The sequence below is a fragment of the Duganella levis genome (assembly GCF_009857605.1).
Classification (GTDB): Bacteria; Pseudomonadota; Gammaproteobacteria; order Burkholderiales; family Burkholderiaceae_D; genus Rugamonas; species Rugamonas levis.
The window spans coordinates 230777-253965 of the sequence record NZ_WWCT01000006.1; the positions used below are offsets into that span (position 1 = coordinate 230777).

17 protein-coding genes are annotated in these 23189 nt (G+C 62.8%); 5 read left to right on the forward strand and 12 right to left on the reverse strand.

Translation table 11 applies throughout. The features are described 5' to 3' along the window. Positions 1–15: 15 nt before the first annotated feature. On the reverse strand, positions 16–1170 hold the full coding sequence (locus tag GTP69_RS10580) for an alginate lyase family protein (protein WP_161054851.1): 1155 nt from the start codon (positions 1168–1170) through the stop codon (positions 16–18). Positions 1171–1303: 133 nt separating this feature from the next. Then, positions 1304–1849 carry a TetR/AcrR family transcriptional regulator gene (locus GTP69_RS10585; RefSeq protein ID WP_161054852.1) on the reverse strand — a complete coding sequence of 182 codons (546 nt, stop codon included), beginning with the start codon at positions 1847–1849 and terminating at the stop codon, positions 1304–1306. A 123-nt stretch (positions 1850–1972) separates the two neighbouring features. On the opposite strand from GTP69_RS10585, the gene GTP69_RS10590 reads away from it, so the two are divergent. Next, positions 1973–2554: a hypothetical protein gene (locus tag GTP69_RS10590; RefSeq protein ID WP_161054853.1), complete on the forward strand. Its 582-nt coding sequence runs from the start codon at positions 1973–1975 to the stop codon at positions 2552–2554. Here the strand turns inward: GTP69_RS10590 and GTP69_RS10595 are convergent. The 9 genes from GTP69_RS10595 to GTP69_RS10635 all read right to left on the reverse strand — a co-directional run bounded on the left by GTP69_RS10595 (position 2551) and on the right by GTP69_RS10635 (position 13879). Beyond that, positions 2551–3027, reverse strand: coding sequence for a VOC family protein (locus tag GTP69_RS10595; RefSeq protein ID WP_202424379.1), 477 nt, complete (start codon positions 3025–3027; stop codon positions 2551–2553). The genes GTP69_RS10590 and GTP69_RS10595 overlap by 4 nt on opposite strands. A gap of 86 nt (positions 3028–3113) precedes the next feature. After that, complete coding sequence (locus tag GTP69_RS10600) at positions 3114–5492, reverse strand: glycoside hydrolase family 3 N-terminal domain-containing protein (protein ID WP_161054855.1); 2379 nt, start codon at positions 5490–5492, stop codon at positions 3114–3116. Between the two features lie 27 nt (positions 5493–5519). Continuing rightward, on the reverse strand, positions 5520–6659 hold the full coding sequence (locus tag GTP69_RS10605) for a sugar ABC transporter permease (protein WP_161054856.1): 1140 nt from the start codon (positions 6657–6659) through the stop codon (positions 5520–5522). Positions 6660–6671: 12 nt separating this feature from the next. Next, entirely contained in the window at positions 6672–8198 is a 1527-nt protein-coding gene (gene xylG / locus GTP69_RS10610) for a D-xylose ABC transporter ATP-binding protein (RefSeq protein ID WP_161054857.1), read from the reverse strand. A 9-nt stretch (positions 8199–8207) separates the two neighbouring features. Continuing rightward, positions 8208–9212 (reverse strand): D-xylose ABC transporter substrate-binding protein, encoded by a 1005-nt coding sequence (xylF, locus tag GTP69_RS10615; protein ID WP_161054858.1) that lies wholly within the window; start codon positions 9210–9212, stop codon positions 8208–8210. A 28-nt stretch (positions 9213–9240) separates the two neighbouring features. Further along, a complete protein-coding gene (locus GTP69_RS10620; protein WP_161054859.1) occupies positions 9241–11016 on the reverse strand; it encodes an IlvD/Edd family dehydratase in 1776 nt (591 codons plus the stop codon). 7 nt (positions 11017–11023) lie between these two features. After that, positions 11024–11899 carry an SMP-30/gluconolactonase/LRE family protein gene (locus GTP69_RS10625; RefSeq protein ID WP_161054860.1) on the reverse strand — a complete coding sequence of 292 codons (876 nt, stop codon included), beginning with the start codon at positions 11897–11899 and terminating at the stop codon, positions 11024–11026. Then, positions 11896–12675 (reverse strand): D-xylose 1-dehydrogenase, encoded by a 780-nt coding sequence (xylB, locus tag GTP69_RS10630; protein ID WP_161054861.1) that lies wholly within the window; start codon positions 12673–12675, stop codon positions 11896–11898. Before xylB ends, GTP69_RS10625 begins: the two co-directional genes overlap by 4 nt. A 31-nt stretch (positions 12676–12706) precedes the next feature. Beyond that, positions 12707–13879 (reverse strand): fumarylacetoacetate hydrolase family protein, encoded by a 1173-nt coding sequence (locus tag GTP69_RS10635; RefSeq protein ID WP_161054902.1) that lies wholly within the window; start codon positions 13877–13879, stop codon positions 12707–12709. Between the two features lie 142 nt (positions 13880–14021). Here GTP69_RS10635 and GTP69_RS10640 point away from each other — a divergent pair, with 142 nt between their 5' ends. From GTP69_RS10640 to GTP69_RS10650, 3 genes are read left to right on the forward strand one after another with little or no spacing between them, the layout of a single operon-like run. Beyond that, the gene (locus GTP69_RS10640) at positions 14022–15293 is read left to right on the forward strand and encodes an SGNH/GDSL hydrolase family protein (RefSeq protein WP_229260888.1); all 1272 of its coding nucleotides are present in this window, start codon (positions 14022–14024) and stop codon (positions 15291–15293) included. After that, positions 15290–16879, forward strand: a complete 1590-nt coding sequence (locus GTP69_RS10645) for a glycoside hydrolase family 43 protein (protein WP_202424367.1) — start codon at positions 15290–15292, stop codon at positions 16877–16879. Before GTP69_RS10640 ends, GTP69_RS10645 begins: the two co-directional genes overlap by 4 nt. A 36-nt stretch (positions 16880–16915) precedes the next feature. Then, the gene (locus GTP69_RS10650) at positions 16916–19750 is read left to right on the forward strand and encodes a glycosyl hydrolase 115 family protein (RefSeq protein ID WP_229260889.1); all 2835 of its coding nucleotides are present in this window, start codon (positions 16916–16918) and stop codon (positions 19748–19750) included. Between the two features lie 82 nt (positions 19751–19832). Here the strand turns inward: GTP69_RS10650 and GTP69_RS10655 are convergent, their stop codons facing one another. Then, the gene (locus GTP69_RS10655) at positions 19833–20939 is read right to left on the reverse strand and encodes an endo-1,4-beta-xylanase (protein ID WP_161054863.1); all 1107 of its coding nucleotides are present in this window, start codon (positions 20937–20939) and stop codon (positions 19833–19835) included. A gap of 82 nt (positions 20940–21021) precedes the next feature. Here GTP69_RS10655 and GTP69_RS10660 point away from each other — a divergent pair, with 82 nt between their 5' ends. After that, entirely contained in the window at positions 21022–23160 is a 2139-nt protein-coding gene (locus tag GTP69_RS10660) for an alpha-glucuronidase family glycosyl hydrolase (RefSeq protein ID WP_161054864.1), read from the forward strand. Positions 23161–23189 lie beyond the last annotated feature (29 nt).

The window sequence follows — 23189 nt, forward strand, 5'->3', positions numbered from 1 at the left end:
TTTATAGGTCGGGAATTACCAAAGTACGGGTTGGCGGATGAAGAAATTGCGAATGACTTCTTCAACCGCCGAGTCGGCGGGCAAGCTGGCCCACAAGGTCAGGTAGTCCGGTTTGCCGAGCGCGCGCCCGGCAAACAACAAGCTGGTCTGGCGCATCGGCCATTCCTTGTCATACATGACGTCCGGCTGCAAGGGCCACTTACCTTTGTCGCGGATGTAGGGGACCATCCAGGCGACGGCCTTGGCCATGCCCCTGCCATCCGGCGTGGCGTAGGTCCACAAGTTATCCTCGGGCGTAGAGAGGATCTGGCACAGCGCGGCCAGCGCCTCCAGGTCGAACAGCGCGTAACCGTAGGGCTTGGTGCGCTTCAGTTCCAGCGGCAGGCTGCCATCGGTAGCCAGTTGGGTCGGCAACAGCACAGTCTTGAAGCGCTCCCGGGCATACGCCAGCAGTTGCTGGTCGCCGGTCAGATGGGCAAAGGCGGCGACTTGCAGCAGCCAGCACGAGCCGTGGTTATTCTTGGCGTCGCGCTCCTCCTGGCCGTTCTTGCTGGTGGTAAGCCACTGAAGATAGTCGGTGAACCAGCGCTTGATTTGCCCTTGCTCTTCGGCGGACAAAACATCGCTGGCTTGCAGCACCTCGATGGCGCGCGCCACTTCGACCAGGTGCACGGTATCGATGATGCCGATGCCGCGTCCAGTGGTCTTGCCGGAAATCGCCTGCGCATACTGTAGATTGGGATTGAGTCGCGTGGCAGGGTCGATGAACCAGGCGCGCAAGTGGGCGGCGGCGTGCTGCGCATAGCGAGGCTCGCCCGAGATCTTCCATGCCGCCACCAGCGCAGGCACTTGCACCGAAAATCCGACCAGCGCGCGCCGGTGGGCGACGAAGTTGTCGGGATTGGTCAGGCCGTCACGCTGGATATACGGGCCGCCCGGATGCGCTGGATCGGGCCACCAGTAGTCGCCTTCCGAGTAAAAATCATGCGCCCCGCCGCTGCTGCGCGGACTGGAAAAAGCCGTGATCGTCACCGGCGCTTCCGCCAAAGCGGCGTCGGCTGCGAGCAGGATGCGCTGACGGTCAAGGCTGGCGATATCAGGCGACTGCGCCTGTGCAGCGCCCGCCAGGCATGCCAGTGATAACAGAATACAAAGCAATTTGTAAAACATGTCCCCGCCATCATGAAATCGTTTAACTCTATTTTTTAGAGCTATTTTCGACAATTTTCTATTTTTTAGTAAAACGTTTAACTTAGTATATAGAAAAATGGCAGGCGGCGTCAACTTGCTTAATCCGCTGTTACTATCTTTTGAGGAGGGGCTGCACCAGCGCGCTGGTTCCGGCCGACAACGCTGCCACTGCCGCCGCTTCCTGCATCGCAGGCCGGCCGGCGATCCACGCCTCGATCAACGCCAGCTGCATCTCGGCGATCTGGCGGGCGATGACTTCTGGCGGAATCAACGGCGTCACCAGCGGCACGGCGCGCAACCGGTCGGCAATCAACTGCGCCAGCGCGGAGGCCAGCACGGGCCTGGTCGGCCATCCCAGCAGCACGCGCGCCACCTGCTGGTTTTCGCGGAAGTGCAATAGCAGATCGCGCAGCGCATCCCCGGCCTCGGGCTTGTCCACCAGATCCGCCAGCGTCGTGAACGGGCCTTGAATGCTGGCGCGCAGCAAATCATCCATGGTCCGGTAATGCTCGTAGAACGTGGAGCGGCCAACGTTGGCCATGTCCGCCACCGCTCCCACCGTCAGCGTCTCGTAGCCCTGCTCCAGCACCAGCGAACGGAAGGCGGCATGCAATGCGGCGCGGGTCTTGGTCTGCCGCCTGTCAGGTGCCGCCGTCATACCTTCTCCTCATGGACATTTGCGCCCTTTTGTCTGCTAACGGACCTCGGGCGCCAACACGCCGCCAACTGCGGCGCTGCCGCTGATATTAATGTCACTCCCAACACCATGTAAAGGAACAGCATGAAATTGTTATCGCGCGTAGCCGCCCTCACCATTGTTGTCGTGGTCCTGTTGATCACGCTGGCCCTGTTTCACCATCCCGTCGCCACCACGAATGTCGAGCTGGCGCAGCAGGCCGGCAAGGACAATCTGATACACGGCATCCTGACCGTATTGCTGGCGGTGCTGGCTAGCACCCTTGCAGTACTCAGTGAAAAGCTGAACGAGCGCTCCGGGGCACTCTATGTCTATCGTCTCGGCTGCGTGCTGCTTGGCGTGGCGATGCTGCTGGATGGCTTTGTCCTGCCGCAGCTGGCGAACGCCATTGCGGTGCCGCGTCCGATTAGCGTGATGATCCAGGTATTCAGCAAGGCGGGATTTATCACGCAAAGCGCTGCCATATTGCTGTGGTCATGCACCGCGTGGCCGCGCGTGCGCTGGTTTGCGGCGATCGGCGTCCTGGCCGGCATTGTGCCGGCGGCCTGGATACTGTTCGGCGATCTGCTGCTAACGCCGCGCAGCCTGATCGTGATATTCGCCATCTACGCCGCCTGGTATCTGTCGGCGGCGTGGGTGCTGTACCGGTTCAAGGCGAACAGCTAACCGCGCACGGCAGCTTCGATCTGGGCGACGTCGATCTTACGCATCGTCATCATGGACTGGAAGGCGCGTTGGGCCACCGCGCCGCCCTGCGCCATGGCGTCGGTCAGCACGCGCGGCGTGATTTGCCACGACAGGCCCCACTTGTCCTTGCACCAGCCGCACGCGCTTTCGGCGCCGCCGTTGCCGACAATGGCGTTCCAGTAACGGTCGGTCTCGGCCTGGTCGTCGGTGGCAATCTGGAATGAGAAGGCTTCGCTGTGCTGGAAGACAGGGCCGCCATTGAGGCCGATGCACGGCGTGCCGAAGACGGTGAATTCAACCGTCAGCACCTGCCCTGCACTGCCGCCGGGGAAATCGGATGGCGCGCGGTGCACGGCGCCCACTACGCTATCGGGAAAGGTACGCGCATAGAAGTTTGCGGCTTCTTCCGCATCCTGGTCGTACCACAGGCAGATCGTATTTTTCGCTACCATCATGTCTCTCCTCTGTTCGCCGCCCGGGCAGCCGATGCTGCCGGAGCGACGATTTTACAGAATTAAGAATGCGGTCAGCGCACCACTCAACCGACCATCAGCTTGACCGATTTCAGGTTGGCGCTGTCCGGACCGGCGTGGATGGTGAAGCTGCCCGGCTCCACCACACGCTGCATCTCGGTGTTGTAGAACCACAGGTCGGACGGCTTGATGTCGAAACTCAGCGTGCGCTTTTCGCCCGGTTGCAGCGTCACGCGCTTGAACGCCTTCAGTTCCAGCACCGGCCGCGTGACCGAGCTGACGTCGTCGCGGATGTAGATCTGCACCACTTCATCGCCGGCGCGCTTGCCGGTATTGGTGACGTCCACTTCCACCTTGGTCGAGTCGCTGGCGCCGATATTCGCCTTGGTCAGGCGCGGCTCGGAGATCGCAAACGTGGTGTAGCTCAGACCAAAGCCGAACGGATACAGCGGCTTGGTCGAACCATCAATGTAACCACGGCGTGCCGACGGCTTGTGGTTGTAAAAGATCGGCAGTTGGCCGACGCTACGCGCAATCGACACCGGCAGCTTGCCGCCCGGGTTGGCGCGGCCGAACAGCAGGTCGGCCGCAGCGTAGCCGGTCTCCTGGCCCATGTACCAACCTTCGATGATGGCGTCGGCCTTCTCCGCCAGCAGGTTGATCGACAGCGGACGGCCGTTCAGCAGGAACACCACGGTCGGTTTGCCCAGCGCGAAAATGGCGCGCGCCAGATCGTTCTGCTGGCCCAGCAGGTCCAGGCTTTCACGGTCGCCCAGGTGATTGTCGGCCCATGCCTCGCGGCTGGTCTGCTCGTTGTCGCCCAGGACCATGACGATGGTGTCGGCCGATTTGGCCGCTTCCACGGCGGCGGCGATCAGCTTCGCATTCACTTCCGGCGGCGTGAACTTGATCTCGTCGGCGCCCCACACGCGGCTGTCGGTAATGCGCACGCCTTCGGAGTACGCCAGCGAGAAGCCCTGCGCCTTGGCTTCCGCCTGCAAGCCGTCGAAGATCGACACTACATGGCGCGGATGATCCGAGTAGCCGCCAATCGGCGTGTCCTTGGCGTGGGTGCCGATCAGCAGCAGCTTGCCGACCTTCTTGCCGTCCAGCGGCAGCACGCCTTTGTCGTTCTTCAGCAGCACCGGGGTGCGCGTCGCGGCAAGGCGCGCCAGCGCGACAGCGTCCGGCGCGGCGGTCAGGCCGTCGGCCGCCTTGGCGTCCACGTACGGCTGCTCGAACAGGCCGGCCTGGAATTTCAGAGTCAGGATGCGGCGCACGACGACGTCGATCTCGGCTTCCGAGACGCGCTTTTCCTGCACCAGCTCACCCAGCGTTTTGTACGCCAGGCCGTCAGGCGTTTCCACATCCACGCCGGCCTTGATGGCGCGCAGCGCGGCTTCCTTCGGCGTTGCCACCAGCTTGTGGCGGGTGATCAGTTCATTGATGCCGAAATAGTCCGATACCGTGATGCCCTTGAAGCCCCACTCATCGCGCAGCACCTTGTGCAGCAGCCAGTTGTTGGCATGCGAAGGCACGCCGCCGATCTCGTTATACGACGGCATGACGCAACCGACATTGGTTTCCTTGATGGCTTTCTCGAACGGCGGGAAGAACTCCTCGCGCAGCGTACGTTCGCTGACTTCCGCCGGGCCGATATTGGTGCCGCTCTCCGGCTGGCCGTGCCCCGTCATGTGCTTCAGCGTGACCAGTACCTTGTCCTTGGCCAGCTTGGGATCGGTGCCGGCGAAGCCGATAATGGCTGCCTTGCCGATCTCGCCGCACACATACGGATCTTCGCCGTAGGTTTCCTCGATGCGTCCCCAGCGCGGTTCGCGCGCCACGTCCACCACCGGCGCCAGCGCCAGGTTGGCGCCGCGTGCGCGCATCTCGCGTGCCGCCACGCTGAAAATCTTCGTGGTCAGATCGGTGTCGAACGACGAGGCAATGCCGATCGCCTGCGGGAACGAAGTCGCATCGCGCGCCACATAGCCGTGCAGCGCCTCTTCATGCATGAACAACGGGATGCCGAGGCGGGTCTGCTCGACCGCCCACTTCTGCACCGCATTGGTGTAGGTCGCCGTCTCCAGCGCATTGCGGTTGGCGTGTCCGCCGGTGTCGCCGGCGCCGGCGGCCTGACCCAGCTGGCGGTCCGACGGACGACCAACCATGCCGAGGCCATGCGGCCACGCCTTCTGCGCCTTGGCCGCCGAGAACTCGCCCTTGGCGTCCTGGATCTCGGTCTTGGCTTGCCAGGTGCACTGCATCTGCGCGATCTTCTCTTCCAGCGTCATGCGGCCCAGCAGGTCATCGACCCGCTTCTCGACCGGCAGCGCCGCGTCCTTGTACGGCGACGACGCGGCGGCCAGCGCCATCGGCGGCAGCACGGAAAGGCCGGCCAGGCCGGTGACGGAAGTCAGGAACTGCCTACGGTTGTTGCTCATGCATTGTCTCCTTTGGTTTTTATAGTTTTACCGCTTACCTGCACGGGTGCTCACGTCCACCCAGACCGCCAGCGTCAAAATTGCGCCTTTGACGATCATCTGCCAATACGTATCCACATCCAGCATCGACATCCCGTTATCTAGCGACGCCATCACCAGCGCACCAATCAGCGCGCCGTGCACGGTGCCCGAACCGCCGCGCATCGAGGTGCCGCCAATGAAGCAGGCCGCAATCGCATCCAGCTCGCCCGAGGTGCCGGCCGATGGCGAACCCGCCGCCAGACGCGCCGTGTTGACGATACCGGCCAGTGCGCACATCAAACCCATGATGCCGAAGATCCACAGCTTGATCGACTTGACGTTGATGCCCGACAGGCGCGTCGCCTCCATGTTCGAGCCGACCGAGTACACGCGGCGGCCGAACACCGTCTGCGTGGTCACGTAGCTGAAGATGCCCAGCAGCGCCAGGAGCAGCAGCACCGGCAGCGGAATGCCTTCGTAGGAATTGAAGGTGATGACAAACGCCGCCAGCACCACGCCCAGGATCGCCAGCTTGGCGGCGTCGCGCCACACCGGCGCCACTTCCAGCGCATGCCTTGCCTTGCTGCTGCGCTGTTGCAGGATCAGGTAGACGGCCACCACGAACAGCAGCACGCCCAGCCCGATGCCCAGCGTCGGCGACAGGTAGGCCTGACCGATGTAGACCATGTCGTCCGACACCGGTGCGATGGTGGTGCCGCCGGTGACGCCCAGCACAATGCCGCGATACGCCAGCATGCCGCCCAGGCCGACGATGAAGGATGGGATGCCCAGGTACGCCGTCAGGTAGCCGTTGAACAGGCCAATCAGCAGGCCGACCACCAGCACGGCCGCCAGCGTGGCCGGTAGCGGCAGATGGTGCGTCACATCCAGCACCGCCGCGATGCCGCCCAACAGGCCAAGCAGTGAACCGACCGACAGGTCGATCTCGCCGGCGATGATCACCAGCGACATGCCGCAGGCGACGATGCCGGTAATCGCCATCTGGCGCATCAGGTTGGACAGGTTGCGCGGGGTGAGGAAACCGCCCTCGGTGTGATAGCTGAAGAAGGCCCAGATCAGCGCGACCGCGATGAGCAGGGCCAGCATCTTGTACTGCGTGAACAGCTGTTTCAAATTACTTTTCATTGGTAGTCCTCATCAATGCGCTTGGTCCAGCGCTGCTGCCAGCACGGTTTCCTGGCTCAGATTATCGTTGACGAAATCGCCGCGTAAATGGCCTTCGCCGATCACCAGCACGCGGTCGGATGTGCCCAGCACCTCGGCCAGTTCCGACGACACCATGATGATCGACACGCCCTGCTTGGCCAGGTCGAACATCAGCTGGTAAATCTCGAACTTGGCGCCGACGTCCACGCCGCGCGTCGGTTCGTCGAGGATCAGGATCTTCGGTTTGGTGAGCAGCATCTTGGACAGCACGGCCTTCTGCTGGTTGCCGCCCGACAGACCGGTAATCGGCAGGAACGGGCTGGAAGTCTTCAGCTTGACGCTCTTGATCTCCTTGCGGATGGTCGCCAGTTCGGCTTCCTGATCGATGCGGGTGCCGCGCGCGAAATCGCCCAGCACCGCCAGCGTCATGTTGTGTCCAACGCCGAGGTCCGGCACGATGCCGTGGTGCTTGCGGTCTTCCGGCACCATGGCCAGGCCATTGCGGATCGCCTTGACCGGTGTACTGGTATCCAGCTTCTGGCCATTCAGCCAGACTTCCGCTTCGCTCTGGCCCGGATAGGCGCCGAAGATGGCCGACACCAGTTCCGTGCGGCCCGCGCCTACCAGCCCTGCGATGCCGAGGATCTCGCCCTTGCGCAGCTTGAAGGAGATGTTGTCGACGCGCTTGCGCTCCGGGTTGTCCGGGTCATAGCAGGTCACATTGCGGGCTTCGAAAATCACCTCGCCCGGCGTATGTTCGCGCTGCGGGTACAGCTGCGTCATTTCGCGGCCCACCATCTGCGCGATGATGCGGTCGATATTCATTTCCGACATCGGCGTGGTGGCGATATGCTGGCCGTCGCGGATGGTGACGATGGTGTCGCAGATATCCGCCACTTCATCCAGCTTGTGCGAGATATACACGCAGGTGACGCCCTTCGCCTTGAGCGAATGGATGATCGTCAGCAGCACCTTGATCTCGGACGCCGTCAACGACGACGACGGCTCGTCAAGAATCAGCAAGCGCGCATTCTTGTTGAGCGCCTTGGCGATCTCGATCAGCTGCTGGTGGCCGCCGCCGTACTGCTTCACCGGCAGCACCACGTTGACGTCATTGATGTTCAGTTCTTTGAGCAGCTCCTCGGCGCGGCGGTTCATGGCCGCATAGTCCATGCGGCCGCCCGGCAGCGTGATCTCGTTACCGAGGAAGATATTCTCCGCCACCGACAGTTCCGGCACCAGCATCAGTTCCTGATGGATGATGACGATGCCGGCAGCCTCGGTCTCGCGGATGGACTGGGCCCGCAAAGGCTGGCCATCCCACACGATCTCGCCGTCCCAGGTGCCGTGCGGGTACACGGCGGACAGCACTTTCATTAACGTCGACTTGCCGGCGCCGTTCTCGCCGCACAAGCCGGCGCATTCACCGGCTTTGAGCTTGATGTCGATGCCGTTCAACGCGCGCACACCACCAAACTCCTTGACGATGCCACGCATTTCCAGAAGATATTCGGCCATGCTGATTCCTTAGTTAGCGGTCAGCTGGGCCTTGGTGTAGAAGCCGTCGTCGGCCAGTACATTGACATTGGCCTTGGTCAGCGCCACTGGCGCCAGCAGCATCGCGTTGACGTTCTTGAAGCCGTTGTTATAGGACGAGTTGAAGGCCGGCGCTTCATTGCGCACCAGCTTCACCGACAGGCGCGCAGCTTCGGTAGCGATCACCTTCAGCGGTTTGTAGACGGTCATGGCCTGGGTGCCGGCGATGACGCGCTTGACCGCCGCCAGGTCGGCATCCTGACCGGATACCGGCACCTTGCCTGCCAGCTTTTGCGCCGCCAGCGCCTGGATCGCGCCGCCGGCGGTGGCGTCGTTGGACGCGACCACTGCATCGATCTTGTTGCCGTTAGCGGTCAGCGCGTTTTCCACGATGGACAGCGCCTCGGAAGCGCTCCAGTCCTTGGTCCACTGCTTGCCGACGATCTTGATATCGCCCTTGTCGATCAGCGGTTGCAGCACTTTCAGCTGGCCTTCGCGCAGGATCTTGGCGTTGTTGTCGGTCGGCGCGCCGCCCAGCAGGTAGTAATTACCTTTTGGTTTGATCGCCACCAGCGTGCTGGCTTGCAGTTCGCCGACCTTGGCGTTGTCGAAGGAGATGTAGGCGTCGATATCGGCGTTGAGAATCAGGCGGTCATACGATACCACCTTGATCTTGGCCTTCTTCGCCTCGCGCACCGCGTTGTTCAGCACCGTGGCGTTGTAGGGAACGATGACCAGCACGTCGACACCGCGCGAGATCAGGTTTTCGATCTGCGCGATCTGGCGCTGCTCGCTGGCGTCGGCCGACTGCACGTAGACCTTGGCGCCCAGCTTCTCCGCTTCGGCGTTGAAGTAATCACGGTCACGCGCCCAGCGTTCCAGGCGCAGGTCGTCGATGGAAAAACCGATCTTCGGATTCTTGGCGTCGGCCATGGCCGCGCCGCCGCTCAGCGCCATCATCGCGCCGATAACAGCGCTCACTACAATCTTCTTCATTTTTGTCTCCGTTTATTTTGTATTGGATTTAGTGGTTGTGTCGCGCCAGCGTCTGTCCCACTCCCCGGTATTCGAGCGCCAGCTCCATGCAGGCGCCGGTTTCCATCTGGCCGACGGTGGCGCGGTACAGCTGCTGCCATGGCGTCTGGCTGGCCGGTACCGGCGGAATGCCTTCGGCCTTGCGCTTGGCCAGTTCCTCGTCGCTGATCAGCATATTGCAGCTGCCTTCGTTCAGGTCCACGCGCACGGTGTCGCCGGTGCGGATGTAGGCCAGCCCGCCGCCTACCGCGCTTTCCGGCGACGCGTTCAGGATCGACGGGCTGTCCGAGGTGCCGGACTGACGGCCGTCGCCCAGCGTCGGCAGCCAGTTGATGCCGCGCTTGATCAGCGCATCCGGCGGTTGCATGTTGACGACTTCCGCCGAACCAGGCCAGCCAATCGGGCCAGCGCCGCGAATTACCAGGATGCAGTTCTCGTCGATGTTCAGCGCTGGATCGTTGATGCGGTCGTGGTAATCACCCGAACCGTCAAACACGATGGCGCGCGATTCGAAGATGTTTTCCTGTCCCGGCGCGCTCAAATAGCGCTGGTGGAATTCCGGCGAAATCACGCTGGTCTTCATGATGGCGAAGTCGAACAGATTGCCCTTCAGGACGAAGAAGCCTGCGTCTTCCTTCAGCGGCGCGTTGAACGGGTAGATCACTTCGCGGTCGTTGGTCTCGCGGCCGGCCAGGTTTTCCGCCATGGTCTTGCCGGTGACGGTGAAGCGGTTGGAGCGCAGTTTGCCCTGCTGTTCCAGTTCCCACATCACGGCCGGCACGCCGCCGGCGCGGTGGAAACGCTCGCCGAGGAATTTACCGGACGGCTGCATGTTCAGCAGCAGCGGCACCTTGTGGCCGTATTCCATCCAGTCGCTGGACTTCAGCTCCACGCCTGCATGGCGGGCCATGGCGACGATGTGCTGCTGTGCGTTGGTGGAACCGCCGATGGCGGCGTTGACCACGATCGCATCGAGGAAAGCGTCGCGGTTCAGGACCTGCGATGGACGGATGTCCAGCTTGGCCATCTCCACAATGCGCTTGCCGGTTTCGTAGGCCATCTGGCCACGCTCGCGGTACGGTGCAGGAATCGCCGAGCAGCCGGTCAGCGACATGCCCAGCGCTTCCGCAATCGCGTTCATGGTCGATGCGGTGCCCATGGTGTTGCAGTGACCAGCGGAAGGCGCCGAGGCGGCGGCGATTTCGAGGAATTTCTCGTTGTCGATTTTGCCGGCAGCCAGTTGCTTGCGGCCTTTCCAGATCGCCGAGCCGGAGCCCACCAGTTCACCATCCAGCCAGCCGTCCAGCATTGGACCGCCGGACAGCACGATGGCCGGAATGTCCACGGTGGCGGCAGCCATCAACTGCGACGGCGTGGTCTTGTCGCAGCCCGTGGTCAGCACCACGGCGTCGATCGGATAGCCGTGCAGGATTTCGACCAGGCCCATATACGCCAGGTTGCGGTCAATCGCGGCGGTCGGACGGCGGCAGTTTTCAAAGATCGGATGCAGCGGAAATTCCATCGCAATGCCGCCCGCATCGCGGATGCCGTCGCGCACGCGCTTGGCCAGCTCCAGGTGGATGCGGTTGCACGGGCTGATGTCGCTGCCCGATTGTGCGATGCCGATGATCGGGCGGCCGGAACGCAGTTCCTCCGGCGTGATCCCGTAATTCATGAAGCGCTCAAGATACAGCGCGGTCATATCGATGTGGTCCGGATTATCGAACCAGTCCTGCGAGCGGTAGCGACGCGATTGGGTGCTCATAGAGTGCCTATTCTGGAATGTACAAGTGTTGCAGTTGTCCCGGCGAGGCCACGCGGAAGCTGAAGATGCCTCCCGCCAGTGGCTCCCGGCTCAATTCTTCAGCCGACAGGCCCTTGCGGGCGGTGGTCACGAATACGGTGCGCAAATCTTCGCCGCCGAAGGTGACTTTGGTAATGTTCGAACACGGCATGTTGATGGTGTCCAGCAGTTCGCCGGATGCCGCATAGCGCTCGATGCGCGCGCCGCCAAACAGGCCGACCCACAGGGCACCGTCGGCATCGACCGCCGTGCCATCCGGGTAGCCGCTGCCTTCGATGCGCACGAACACGCGCTTGTTAGACAGGTTGCCTTGGTCGTCCAGATCAAACGCGTAGATGGTTTTTTCCAGCGTGTCCGTGTGATAGAAGGTGCGGCCGTCCGGGCTGACGCACGGACCGTTGGTGATGACGTAGCCACCGTCCTTGTGCTGCACGGCTTCGCCGGCGGCGTGGCGATACAGCGCGCCGCTGGGCGCTTCCTCGGCGTTGTCCATGGAGCCGAACCACAGCGCGCCGTGGCGGTCCACATAGCCGTCGTTGAGACGATTGCCAGGCAGGTGTTCTTCCAGCGGATGCAGCGGAGTCAGTTCGCCGGTCTCGAACGAAAAGCGCTCGATGCGGCCCGGCAGGCCGCAGACGAAATCGCCGCCGTGCATGGGCAATGCAAAACCCACTTCATCCGGCACCGTCCAGCTCTGGCGACGGCCGCCGTCTTCGGCGCAGCGATGGATCGCGCGCTGCTTGATGTCGACGAAGTACAGCGCCTTGTCTTCCGCGTGCCATACCGGGCCTTCGGCCAGCGTCGCGCCCAGAGGCCAGATGCACTCAGGCTGATAGAGGTTCATGCTCCATACCATCCGGCGTCAACGAAGTAATCGCGGCCGGAGCAGCGTCGTGCATTGTTCGAGGACAGGAACAGCGCCATGGCGGCGATGTCTTCCGGCTCCACGCTTTGCGGCAGCACCTGTGCATCCAGGATCGCCTGGCCAGCTTCCGGCGAGTGCCACAGCGCCTTCTGGCGCTCGGTCAGCACCGAGCCAGGAATGATGGTGTTGACGCGGATGCCGTCTTTACCCAGATCGCGCGCCAGGCCGCGGGTCAGGCCTTCGATGGCCGCCTTGGCGGTCATGTACAAAGTCAAATCCGGCAGCGCCAGGTGCCACGAGATGGAACCGAAGTTCAGGATCACGCCACCGCCGGCGGCCTTCATGCCCGGCGCCACCGCTTGCGCGCAGAAGAACTGGTGGCGCAGGTTAACGGCCAGGCTGTCGTCCCAGTATTTAGGGGTGACTTCCTGCACCTGATGACGGCTGTCGTTGGCCGCGTTATTGATCAGGATTTCAATCGCGCCATGGTCTTTTTCGATCTGCGAGATCACCTTGGACAGTGCATCCAGGTCGGTCAGGTCGCAGTGAATGAACTGCGGCGCATATTTCGCGTCTTTCAGGCTATCGGCCAGTGCTTTCGATGCATCGACGACGATGTCGATGAAGAATACCTGCGCGCCTTGCTTGACGAAGGCATCCACGATGCCGGCGCCAATGCCTGTACCACCGCCAGTGATCAGAACCCGCTTGCCCGCCAGGTCCGGGTAGGTCGCGTAGACCAAAGTTTGCCCCATCTTGTTTCTCCTCCTGAGATATTGTTTTGTTTTAGTTGAGCAGGCCGCGCTGGGCCAGATTGCGATACAGAGCACGCACGCCGAAGGTCCATGGCGCTGCGGTGGTGCTAAGTTGTACGTGATTGACCAGCATGCCCAGCGACGGGCTGCTGATGCTGACGCGGTCACCCAGCTTGTGGGTGAAGCCTGCGCCCGGCGCGCCACGGTCTTTAATCGGCGAGAACATGGTGCCGAGGAAGAGCATGAAGCCGTCCGGATACTGGTGGTGCGCGCCGCTGGTCTGCGACACCAGGTCGAGCGGATCGCGGCTGATCTCGCGCATGCGGCTCTCGCCGTCCAGTCGGAATTCATCTTCCGCGCCTTCGATCAGCAAGCGCAGTTCCGCATTGCGCACGGTGTCGATGGTGAAGCGTTCGTCGAACAGGCGGATGAACGGACCGACGCCGCACGAGGCGTTGTTGTCCTTGGCCTTACCCAGCAACAGCGCGCTGCGGCCTTCGATGTCGCGCAGGTTGACGTCATTGCCCAACGTGGCGCCGACGGTGTGCGCGCGGCTGTTCACCGCCAGCACAATCTCCGGCTCCGGGTTGTTCCATTTCGATTCCGGATGCAGGCCGACATCGGCGCCGAAACCGACTGCCGACATAGGCTGCGATTTCGAGAACACTTCCGCATACGGGCCGATGCCCACTTCCATATATTGCGACCAGGCGCCGCGCGCAATGAATTCCTGCTTCAGCTTTTCCGCTTCCGGCGAACCTGGCTTGATGGCCGACAGGTCGGCGCCGATATCTTTCAGCAGCGATGAACGCAGTTCGTCGGCGCGCGCTGGATTGCCGCCCGCCTGTTCTTCGATTACGCGTTCCAGCAGGCTGACGGCAAAGGTCACGCCGCAAGCTTTGATGGCCTGCACGTCGCACGGCGCCAACAGGCGCACCGGCGCGGCGTCGCCACTCAAGGCGGCTTCGATCAGCGCTTCCACCCGGCCCAGCGATTCGCCCTGCGCAGCGCGCGCAAAAGCGGCGGCATCGTCGTGGTCCAGCAGATCGGAGACGGTCGCCGCTTGCGCGGTGATGTCGAATACCTCGCCCTGGCGCACCACCACCACGCTGGGGCCATTGACGTCATTGCGCCACACGCGGCCTACCAGCAGGGCGTCCGACAGGTCGGCGGGGAGATGCGCCGCAACGGGCGCGTGGTTCAGCGTATTTTTCACAGAATATCCTTGTCTCATATGGCTGGTTTCGTGTCACTACCAGGCTGGCCGCTCAGGGCATTTTTGTTGCACCTACCATCTTATTACCCTAAAATGAATAGCGCTAACATTTTATGAGTGTGAAGGAATTATGCGATCAAGTCAACACGCTTTACCCCGTTATTTCAGCGCCATTGTGGTGGCCGGCCTGATGCAAACGGCAGCCGCCGCATCACCTCCGCCAACACCTTCACACTGGGTGGCGACTTGGGGTGCAGCGCAACAAATCCCCGATGCGAATAACGAACTCGCGGCCGAACACTGGCGCGACGGGAGCCTGCGCCAGGTCGTCCATCTCACTCTGGGCGGCAAGCAGTTCCGGGTCCGCGTCAGCAATGTATATGGCACTGCACCATTAACGCTGGACGCGGCAAGCGTGGCGCTGGCGCAGACGGCCGGCGAGGCGGGCATCCAGTCCCCTACCCTGCGCGCGCTGACCTTCGCTGGCCGCGATAGCGTCACCATTCCGGCCGGCGCGGAATACTACAGCGACGCCGTCGCCATGGAACTCAAGCCGGCCGCCGACCTGGCGATTTCGCTGTACTTTAAAGGCGAACCGGCGCGCCAGACCTCCCACAGTGGCGCGCGCGCCACGACTTTCCTCGCCAAAGGCAACCACGTGATGGACGCTACGTGGGCCGATGCCGGCAAGGTAACGCGCTGGTACGCAATTAGCGACGTGGAAGTGCAGGCGCCGCGCAACGTCGGCGCGCTGGTGGCGATCGGCGACTCGATCACCGACGGCTACGGCGTGCCGTCGGATACCAACACCCGCTGGACCGACGTGCTGGCCGCGCGCCTGCGCGACAATAAAGATACGCTGGGCGTGGTCAACGCCGGCATCGGCGGCGGGCGCTTGCTGAAGGATGGCCTGGGCCCGAATCTGGTCTCGCGCTTCGACCGCGACGTGCTGTCGCGCGCCGGCGTCACGCATGCGCTGGTGATGATCGGCGTGAATGACTTCGGCATCCAGCACCGCAACGGCCCGGACACCCCGGCCGACCGCCAGCAACTGCTGGCCGACCTGAAAGTAGCGCACCGCCAGTTGGCCGAACGCGCGCATGCGCATGGCATCTGCCTGATCGGCGGCACCGTGACGCCTTACGTCGGCAGCGACTACTATCACCCGGAGCCGGAAAACGAAGCGGATCGCCAGGAGCTGAACCAGTGGATACGCACTTCCGGCGTGTTTGACGCCATCGCCGATTTCGACGCCACGCTGCGCGATCCGGCGCAGCCATCGCACATCAAGCCGGTGTACGATGGCGGCGACCACCTGCATCCATCGCTGGCCGGTTATCGCGCGCTGGCGGAGACCGTGCCGCTGGCTGCGTTGCGCCGCCAATGCGGAGCCACCAAATGATGGCCCTCCGCGCGGCGCTGATGGCGATGGTGTCGTTTATGGCGGCGCCGTCGCCGGCGACGGCAGGCACTTACACCAATCCGATCCTGAGCGGCTTCCACGCCGACCCAAGCATCTGCCGCGTGGGCGGCGACTATTACCTCGCCACCAGCAGCTTTGAATACTTCCCCGGTGTGCCGATTTACCACAGCAAGGACCTGGTCCACTGGCGCCAGATCGGCCACGCGCTCACGCGCGCCAGTCAACTGAACCTGGCGCACACCCGCAGCTCGCAAGGCATCTACGCGCCTACGCTGCGCTGCCACGACGGCGTGTTCTATATGGTGACCACCAATATGGAGGGCGGCGGCGCGTTCTATGTGCATACCAAAGACCCGGCCGGCGAATGGTCGGAACCGGTCTGGCTGAACGACCCAAGCTTCGCCATGGACCCGTCGCTGTTCTTCGACGATGACGGCAAAGTCTATTACACCCGCCACGGCGGCGGTGAACACGGCGGCGTCTATCAGGCGGAAATCGACCTGAAAGCCGGCAAGCTGCTGGAGCAACCGCGCCTGATCTGGTCCGGCACCGGCGGTGTGTGGCCGGAAGGTCCGCATCTATATAAGTACAACGGCCTGTATTACCTGATGATTTCCGAGGGAGGCACCTCGTATAACCACAGCCTGACGATGGCGCGTTCATCATCGCCATTCGGCCCGTTCACCGCCAATCCGTCGAATCCCATCCTCACGCATCGCGACCACCCGGAACTGCCGCTACAGGCGACAGGCCACGGCGACTTGGTACAGACGCCGGAAGGAAAATGGTGGACGCCGCTGCTGGGCATACGCCCGGTCGACAAGCTCCATCACCTTGGCCGCGAGACGCTGCTGGCGCCCGTCGCGTGGAACGATCAGGGCTGGCTGGTCGTCAACAAGGGCCAGCCGCTGGCGACCGAGATGGCGGCCGACGGACTGCCGCCCTCTTCGCCTTGGCCGGCGGAAGCTGTGCGCGATGATTTCAGCGCATCCCGGCTTGGCCTGCAATGGACGCTGCTGCGCGGCCCCGGCGACGGCCTGTGGTCATTGACCGACCGTCCCGGCTACCTGCGCCTGAAAGGCAGCAGCGTCACCATGAACGACATCGCCCAGCCGGCGTTTGTCGCGCGGCGCCAGGAACATATGCGCATGCGCGCCGCCACGCAGCTGGAATTCCAGCCAAGCGAGGCCGCGCAGGCGGCTGGCCTGGTGCTCCGCCAGAATGAAAAGAACTACTACGAACTGCGCATCACCGGCACGCCGGAACGCCGCGTGGAACTGGTGGCGCGCGCAGGCGGTGTCACCACGCTCAAGGCGGCTGCGCCGCTGCCGCCAGGGCCGGTGCAGCTGCAAGTGGAGTCGTCGGCCAACCAATATACGTTCAGTTTTTGCAGCGGCGACGGGCCGCTCAAATTGATCGGCACTGCTCCCACCGCACCGCTGTCATCAGAATCGGCGGGTGGTTTTACTGGCGTCTTTATCGGCATGTACGCCGAAGGCGCAGGGAAGCAAACCATGCCGGCAGCAGATTTTGCCTGGTTCGATTACACACCGCTGGAAAAATAAAACGATATGAGACAACCCGTTCTTGCCGCCGGGGCCATGTTACTGGCCCTGCTTTGCCACGCCCTGCCCGCTCAGGCGCTGGGCCAGAAAAAACTGGCCTGGTTCGATCAACCGCCTGCCGATGCTGTGGCGCTGGCCCGCAACGGCCAAGCCGCGCGGCTGTATGTCGATTCATCCGACCATGTCGGTGTGCTGCGCGCCGCTGGCGACCTGCAGGCCGATATCGCACGCGTCAGCGCGACCAGACCGGCGCTGGTCAAGGACGGCAAGCCGGCAGGCACGGACGTGATCATCATCGGCACCATCGGCAAGAGCGCATTGATCGACCAGTTGGTCGCCGCCGGCAAGCTGGATGTTTCAGCCATCAAGGGCAAGTGGGAAGGCTGGCAGGTGCAGACCGTGAGCAAGCCGCTGCCGGGTGTGGAGCGCGCGTTGGTAATAGCGGGTAGCGACAAGCGCGGCACCATCTACGGCATCTATGAGATGTCGGAGCAGATTGGCGTCTCGCCGTGGAATTGGTGGGCCGATGTGCCGGCGGCTAAGCATGCAAGCTTGTATGCCTCGGCCCCGGCTGCGGTCAGCGATGCGCCGGTGGTGCAGTATCGCGGCATCTTCCTCAATGACGAAGCGCCGGCGCTGACCGACTGGGTCAAGCAGCGCTACGGCGGCTTCAATCACCAGTTTTATGAAAAGGTGTATGAGCTGATCCTGCGCATGCGCGGCAATTATCTGTGGCCGGCCATGTGGGGCAAGGCGTTCTACGATGACGACAAATTGAACGGCAAGGTGGCCGACGACTACGGTGTCGTCATCGGCACCTCGCACCACGAGCCGATGATGCGCGCGCACGACGAATGGCGCCGTTACGGTGGTGGCAAGCCGTGGGACTACAACCGCAGCACCGACGCCCTGCGCGATTTCTGGACGCAGGGGCTGCGCGTGTCGCAAGGCCAGGAGAAGCTGATCACGCTGGGCATGCGCGGCGATGGCGACGAGCCGATGTCGGAAGGCGCCAATGTGTCGCTGCTGGAGCATATCGTCAGCGACCAGCGCAGCATTATCGCCAAGGAGATCAATCCAGACGTGACCAAGGTGCCACAGGTATGGGCGCTGTATAAGGAAGTGCAGGAGTATTACGAGAAAGGCATGCGTGTGCCGGATGACGTGATGCTGCTGTGGTGCGACGACAACTGGGGCAACATCCGACGCCTGCCGACCGCCGAAGAACGCAAGCGCGCCGGCGGCGCCGGCATCTACTACCACTTCGACTATGTCGGCGGCCCGCGTTCGTACAAGTGGCTGAACGTCACGCCGCTGCCGAAGGTATGGGAGCAGATGCATCTGGCGTGGCAGTATCAGGCCAACCGCATGTGGATCGTCAATGTGGGCGATCTGAAGCCGATGGAGGTGCCGATTGAGTTCTTCCTGACCTATGCGTGGAATCCGGAAGCCTGGCCTGCCGAGCGGCTGCCTGATTATCTGAAGCTGTGGGCGACGCGCGAGTTCGGGTCGCAGTACGCAGACGATATCGCCGACATTGTGGCCAAGTACACCAAGTACAACGGCCGCCGCAAGCCGGAGCAGCTGGAGCCGACCACTTACAGCCTGGTGAACTATAACGAGGCGGCAAGCGTCGTCGAGGACTACAACGCCATTGCGGCGCGGGCGGAGAAGATTTCCGCCGCGCTGCCGGCCAACAAGCGCGATGCGTTCTACCAGCTGGTGCTGTATCCGGTGAAGGCCAGCGCGGTGGTGAATGAGTTGTATGTCACGGCTGGCCTGAATCAATTGTATGGATTGCAGGGCCGCGCTTCGACCAATGATCTGGCAACGCGGGCGCGGGCTTTGTTTGCGCAGGATGCGGAACTGGTACGGCGCTATCACGAGGATATCAGCGGCGGCAAGTGGAACCAAATGATGTCGCAGACGCACCTGGGCTACACGTACTGGAACCAGCCGCCGCGCAATGTGATGCCGCCGGTGACCGAGATGCAGGTGCCGAAAGAGGCTGATATGGGCGTGGCAGTGGAGGGCAACGCGCAGGTCTGGCCTGGACCGGGCGGCGAGGCGCTGGCCCTGCCGGCGCTGGATGTGTTTGAGAAGAAGGCGCGGTTTGTCGATATTTTCAATCGCGGGCAGCAGGCGTTTGACTACAAGGTGTCGGCCAGTGAGCCGTGGATTACGCTGGATAAGCCGGCGGGCAAGGTCGCGCGCCAGCAGCGCGTAATGGTGGATGTGCGCTGGGCGGAGGTGCCGGATGGGGTGCGCAGCGCCACGCTGACCATCTCGGGTGCCGGTGGCAAGACGACGGTCTCAGTTCCCCTGCGCAAACCGGCTGGCGCGGCGGCGTTGAAAGGCTTTATCGAAATCGGCGGCGTGGTGTCGATGGAAGCGGAGCACTATACGCGGGCGGTGGCGGCCGACCAGCGCGCGTGGCAACGGATTCCGGATCATGGCCGCACGTTGTCCGGCATGACGGCGCTGCCGGTCGACGCGCCGGCGGATGAGAAGCCGCGCATGCGGCTGGAGTATGAGATGCAGCTGTTCAGCGCCGGGAAAGTGGAAGTACAGGCGACGCTGGCGCCGACGCAGAAATTCAAACCGGGTGCTGGTCTGCGCTATGCGATTTCGATTGACGACGAGGCGCCGCAGATCGTCAACGTGCACGCGGATGGTAGTGAGAAGGCTTGGGAGCGCACGGTATCGGATGGCGTGACGGTCTTGACTTCGCAGCATCAGATCGCAAAACCCGGCAACCACACCCTCAAGTTCTGGGTAGTGGACGCAGGGTTGGTGCTGCAAAAACTGGTGGTGAATGCAGGCGGGGTGCGCCCAAGCTATCTCGGACCGCCGGAAAGCCCACGCCAATAACCCACGACCTAAGCGATACGCATGCTGTACCGCTTAGGGGTCTGACCCCGTACGGGGTCAGACCCCGCATGGCTGTGCGGGTTTAGGCGCGCTGCGGCATCGCATTGATCGCCGCCGCAATCGCATCCCGCAGCGGCTTGGCGCGCAACTGATCGTCAAAAGGCGTCGGCCGCATCTTCAGTCCATCGGTGCGCGGCGCCTCGTCCCAGGTCTGCAGCCAGTTAAAGTTGTCCGCCATGCCCCACATCAGGAAGTCCTTACACTGACGATAACTGAACGTCACATCCAGATAATCCTTGGCCAGCGCCGCCACGCCCGCGTCACGCGCCGCCACATCGGCCGGCAGCTTGCGGTCATTGACATCAAACTCGGTCACCAGCAGATCCAATCCCATGCCGGTCACCTCATCGAGGAACCGACGCCACTCCTGCTGCTGATTGCCCGTCCCCATCTCATCCCACGAACCGATATGACTCTGTAAACCCAGCGCATGCACCGGCGTGCCGCGCGATTTCAGGTCATGCAGCAGTTTCAACACCCCTGCCCGATGCTTGGTGCTGCCCGTATCCGGCCGCATGTAATCGTTATAAACCAGCTGCGCCTTCGGCGCCCGCTCATGCGCCACGCGGAAGGCCAGGTCCATCTGCTCCACCGCGCCCAGACGCTCCGTGAAAACATTCACTCGCAAGCCGCCGGTCTTCGGGTCCACTGCCTCATTGACCACGTCATAGCTATGAATCGCATCACCAAAATGATCGCACACCGCCACGATATGCTTGCGCAGCAGCGCTTCTGCGGCCTGCGCCGGCTGCGTGCCGAAGTCATAGGCATTCACCCACTTCGGCAACCACTTAGCGTCCTGCCAGATCAGGTTATGCCCGCGCACCAGCATGCCCTGTGAGCGCGCCCACGCATACAACTCGTCCGCCGGCCCAAACTCATAGGCCCCCTGACGCGGCTCCAAAGCCTGCCACTTGCCTTCATTCTCGGCCACCAGCATATTGCACTCGCGCGCCATCAAGGCCGTGTAGCCGGGATTGTGCAAATGGTGGCGGCTAATCGCATTGCCGACATTGAGGCCTTTGCGTTTGCCCAGCACTTTCAAGGGTTCCGGCATTTCTGCCGCATGCAAAGGCAGCAAACCGCCAGCCGCCATCATCGTCAGAATACCGCGTCGGGATATCTTCATTTTTGTCTCACTCCTCGTTGGAATTGTTTGCTAACATCGTGGCATAATGAAATGGTTACGCTATCATAAAAACGGAGACAAGATGCGAATTAACTTTTCGGCCGCGCTGGCAGCGCTGCTCCTAACGCTCTGCGCGACAGCAGCAGCTGCCGACGAAGACGGCTACGACCTGTGGCTGCGCTATCGCCCACTGGACCGCGCCGCGCAAGCCAACGTGCAATCGCAAGCCCGCAGCATCGTCTTGCCAGGTGCTTCGTCGCCGACCACGCAAGCCGCCGTCGCAGAACTGCAACGCGGCCTGGCCGGCATGCTCGGTAAAGCACCAGCGCCAGCGTCGCGCATCGCCGATGGCGCCCTGCTGCTTGCCACGCCGGCGCGCCTGCCGGAACTGGCCGCCGCCGCATCGCCACTGCGCGCCGAACTGGCCACGCTGGGCAACGAAGGCTACCTGCTGCGCCAGACGCGCGTGCAAGGCCACAACGTCACACTGATCGCCGCCAACAGCGACATTGGCCTGCTCTACGGCGCCTACGCCTGGCTGCGCGATGCCGGCACCGGCGCCAAGCTGGAAGCGTCGTCCGCACCCAAGCTATCACTGCGCCTGCTGAATCACTGGGATAATCTCGACCGCACCGTGGAACGCGGCTACTCCGGCCAATCGATCTGGGACTGGTGGGCGCTGCCCGATATCAAGGACCAGCGCTATACCGACTACGCCCGCGCCAACGCCTCGCTGGGCATCAACGGCACGGTACTCAACAACGTCAACTCCAAACCGGAAGTGATGACCGCGCCGTTCATCGCCAAAGCCGCCGCCGTCGCCGACGTGCTGCGCCCTTACGGCATCAAGGTGTACCTGTCGGCCCGCTTCTCCACGCCGCTGGAATTGAAAGAGACCAGTACCGCCGATCCGCTGTCGCCCGAAGTGCGCGCATGGTGGCAGCGCAAGGCCGACGAAATCTACAAGGCCATTCCCGACTTCGGCGGCTTCCTGGTCAAGGCCAACTCCGAAGGCCAGCCTGGCCCGCAGGACTATCACCGCACCCACGCCGACGGCGCCAATATGCTGGCCGCCGCCGTGGCGCCGCACAAGGGCATCGTCATGTGGCGCGCATTTGTCTATGCACCGAAAGGCGCGCACCTGGCCGACGACCGCGCGCGCCAGGCTTACGAAGAATTCAAGCCGCTGGACGGCACCTTCGCCGCCAATGTGCTGGTACAAGTGAAGAACGGCGCCATCGACTTCCAGCCGCGCGAGCCGTTCCACCCGCTGTTTGGCGCCATGCCGAAAACGCCGCTGATGATGGAATTCCAGATCACCAAGGAGTACCTCGGCTACTCGACCGACATGGCCTATCTGGGCACGCTGTTTGAAGAGACGCTGGAAAGCGACACCAAAACCGCCGCCGGCGCAGTCGCCAACACCTTGAGCGGCATGGCAGGCGTGGCCAACATCGGCAGCGACCGCAATTGGGCCGGCTCGCAGTTCGACCAGTCCAACTGGTATGCCTTCGGCCGCATGGCCTGGAACCCGCAAGCCAAGGCGCGCGACATTGCCGTCGAATGGGCCGCCCTCACCTTCGGCCCGGACAAACGCGTGGTCCCGCCCATCGTCGACATGATGATGCTCTCGCGCGAAACGGTGGTGAACTATATGACGCCACTGGGCCTGCACCACATCATGGGCACCAGCCACCACTTCGGTCCTGCGCCATGGGTCGATAACCTGGAGCGCCCGGACTGGAATCCGGTCTACTATCATCGTGCCAGCCGCGATGGCATCGGCTTTGACCGCACCACCAAAGGCAGCAACGCGCTGGAACAATATGCGCCGGAGATCGCCCGCCAGTACGCCGATCCGAAAACCACGCCGCAGCAGTACCTGCTGTGGTTCCATCACCTGCCGTGGGACTACGCCATGCCGTCCGGCCGCACGCTATGGGCCGAACTGCTGACGCGCTACGACCAGGGACTGGCCGATGCGCGCGCGCTGCACGCGCGCTGGGTGGCGCTGAAACCATTGATCGACGCACGCCGCTACACGGAAGAAGAACAGCGCCTGACGCGCCAGGTCAACAACGCCATCCTGTGGCGCGACGCCTGCATCGCCTACTTCCAGTCGGTGTCCGGCCTGGCGCTGCCGCCCGGCGTACAAGCCCCAGCGCACCCGCTGGATTACTACAAATCGCTAAGCTACCCCTATGCGCCGGGTCGTGGATAAGCCCCGCTTGTGGTAAAGTCCGGGGCTTA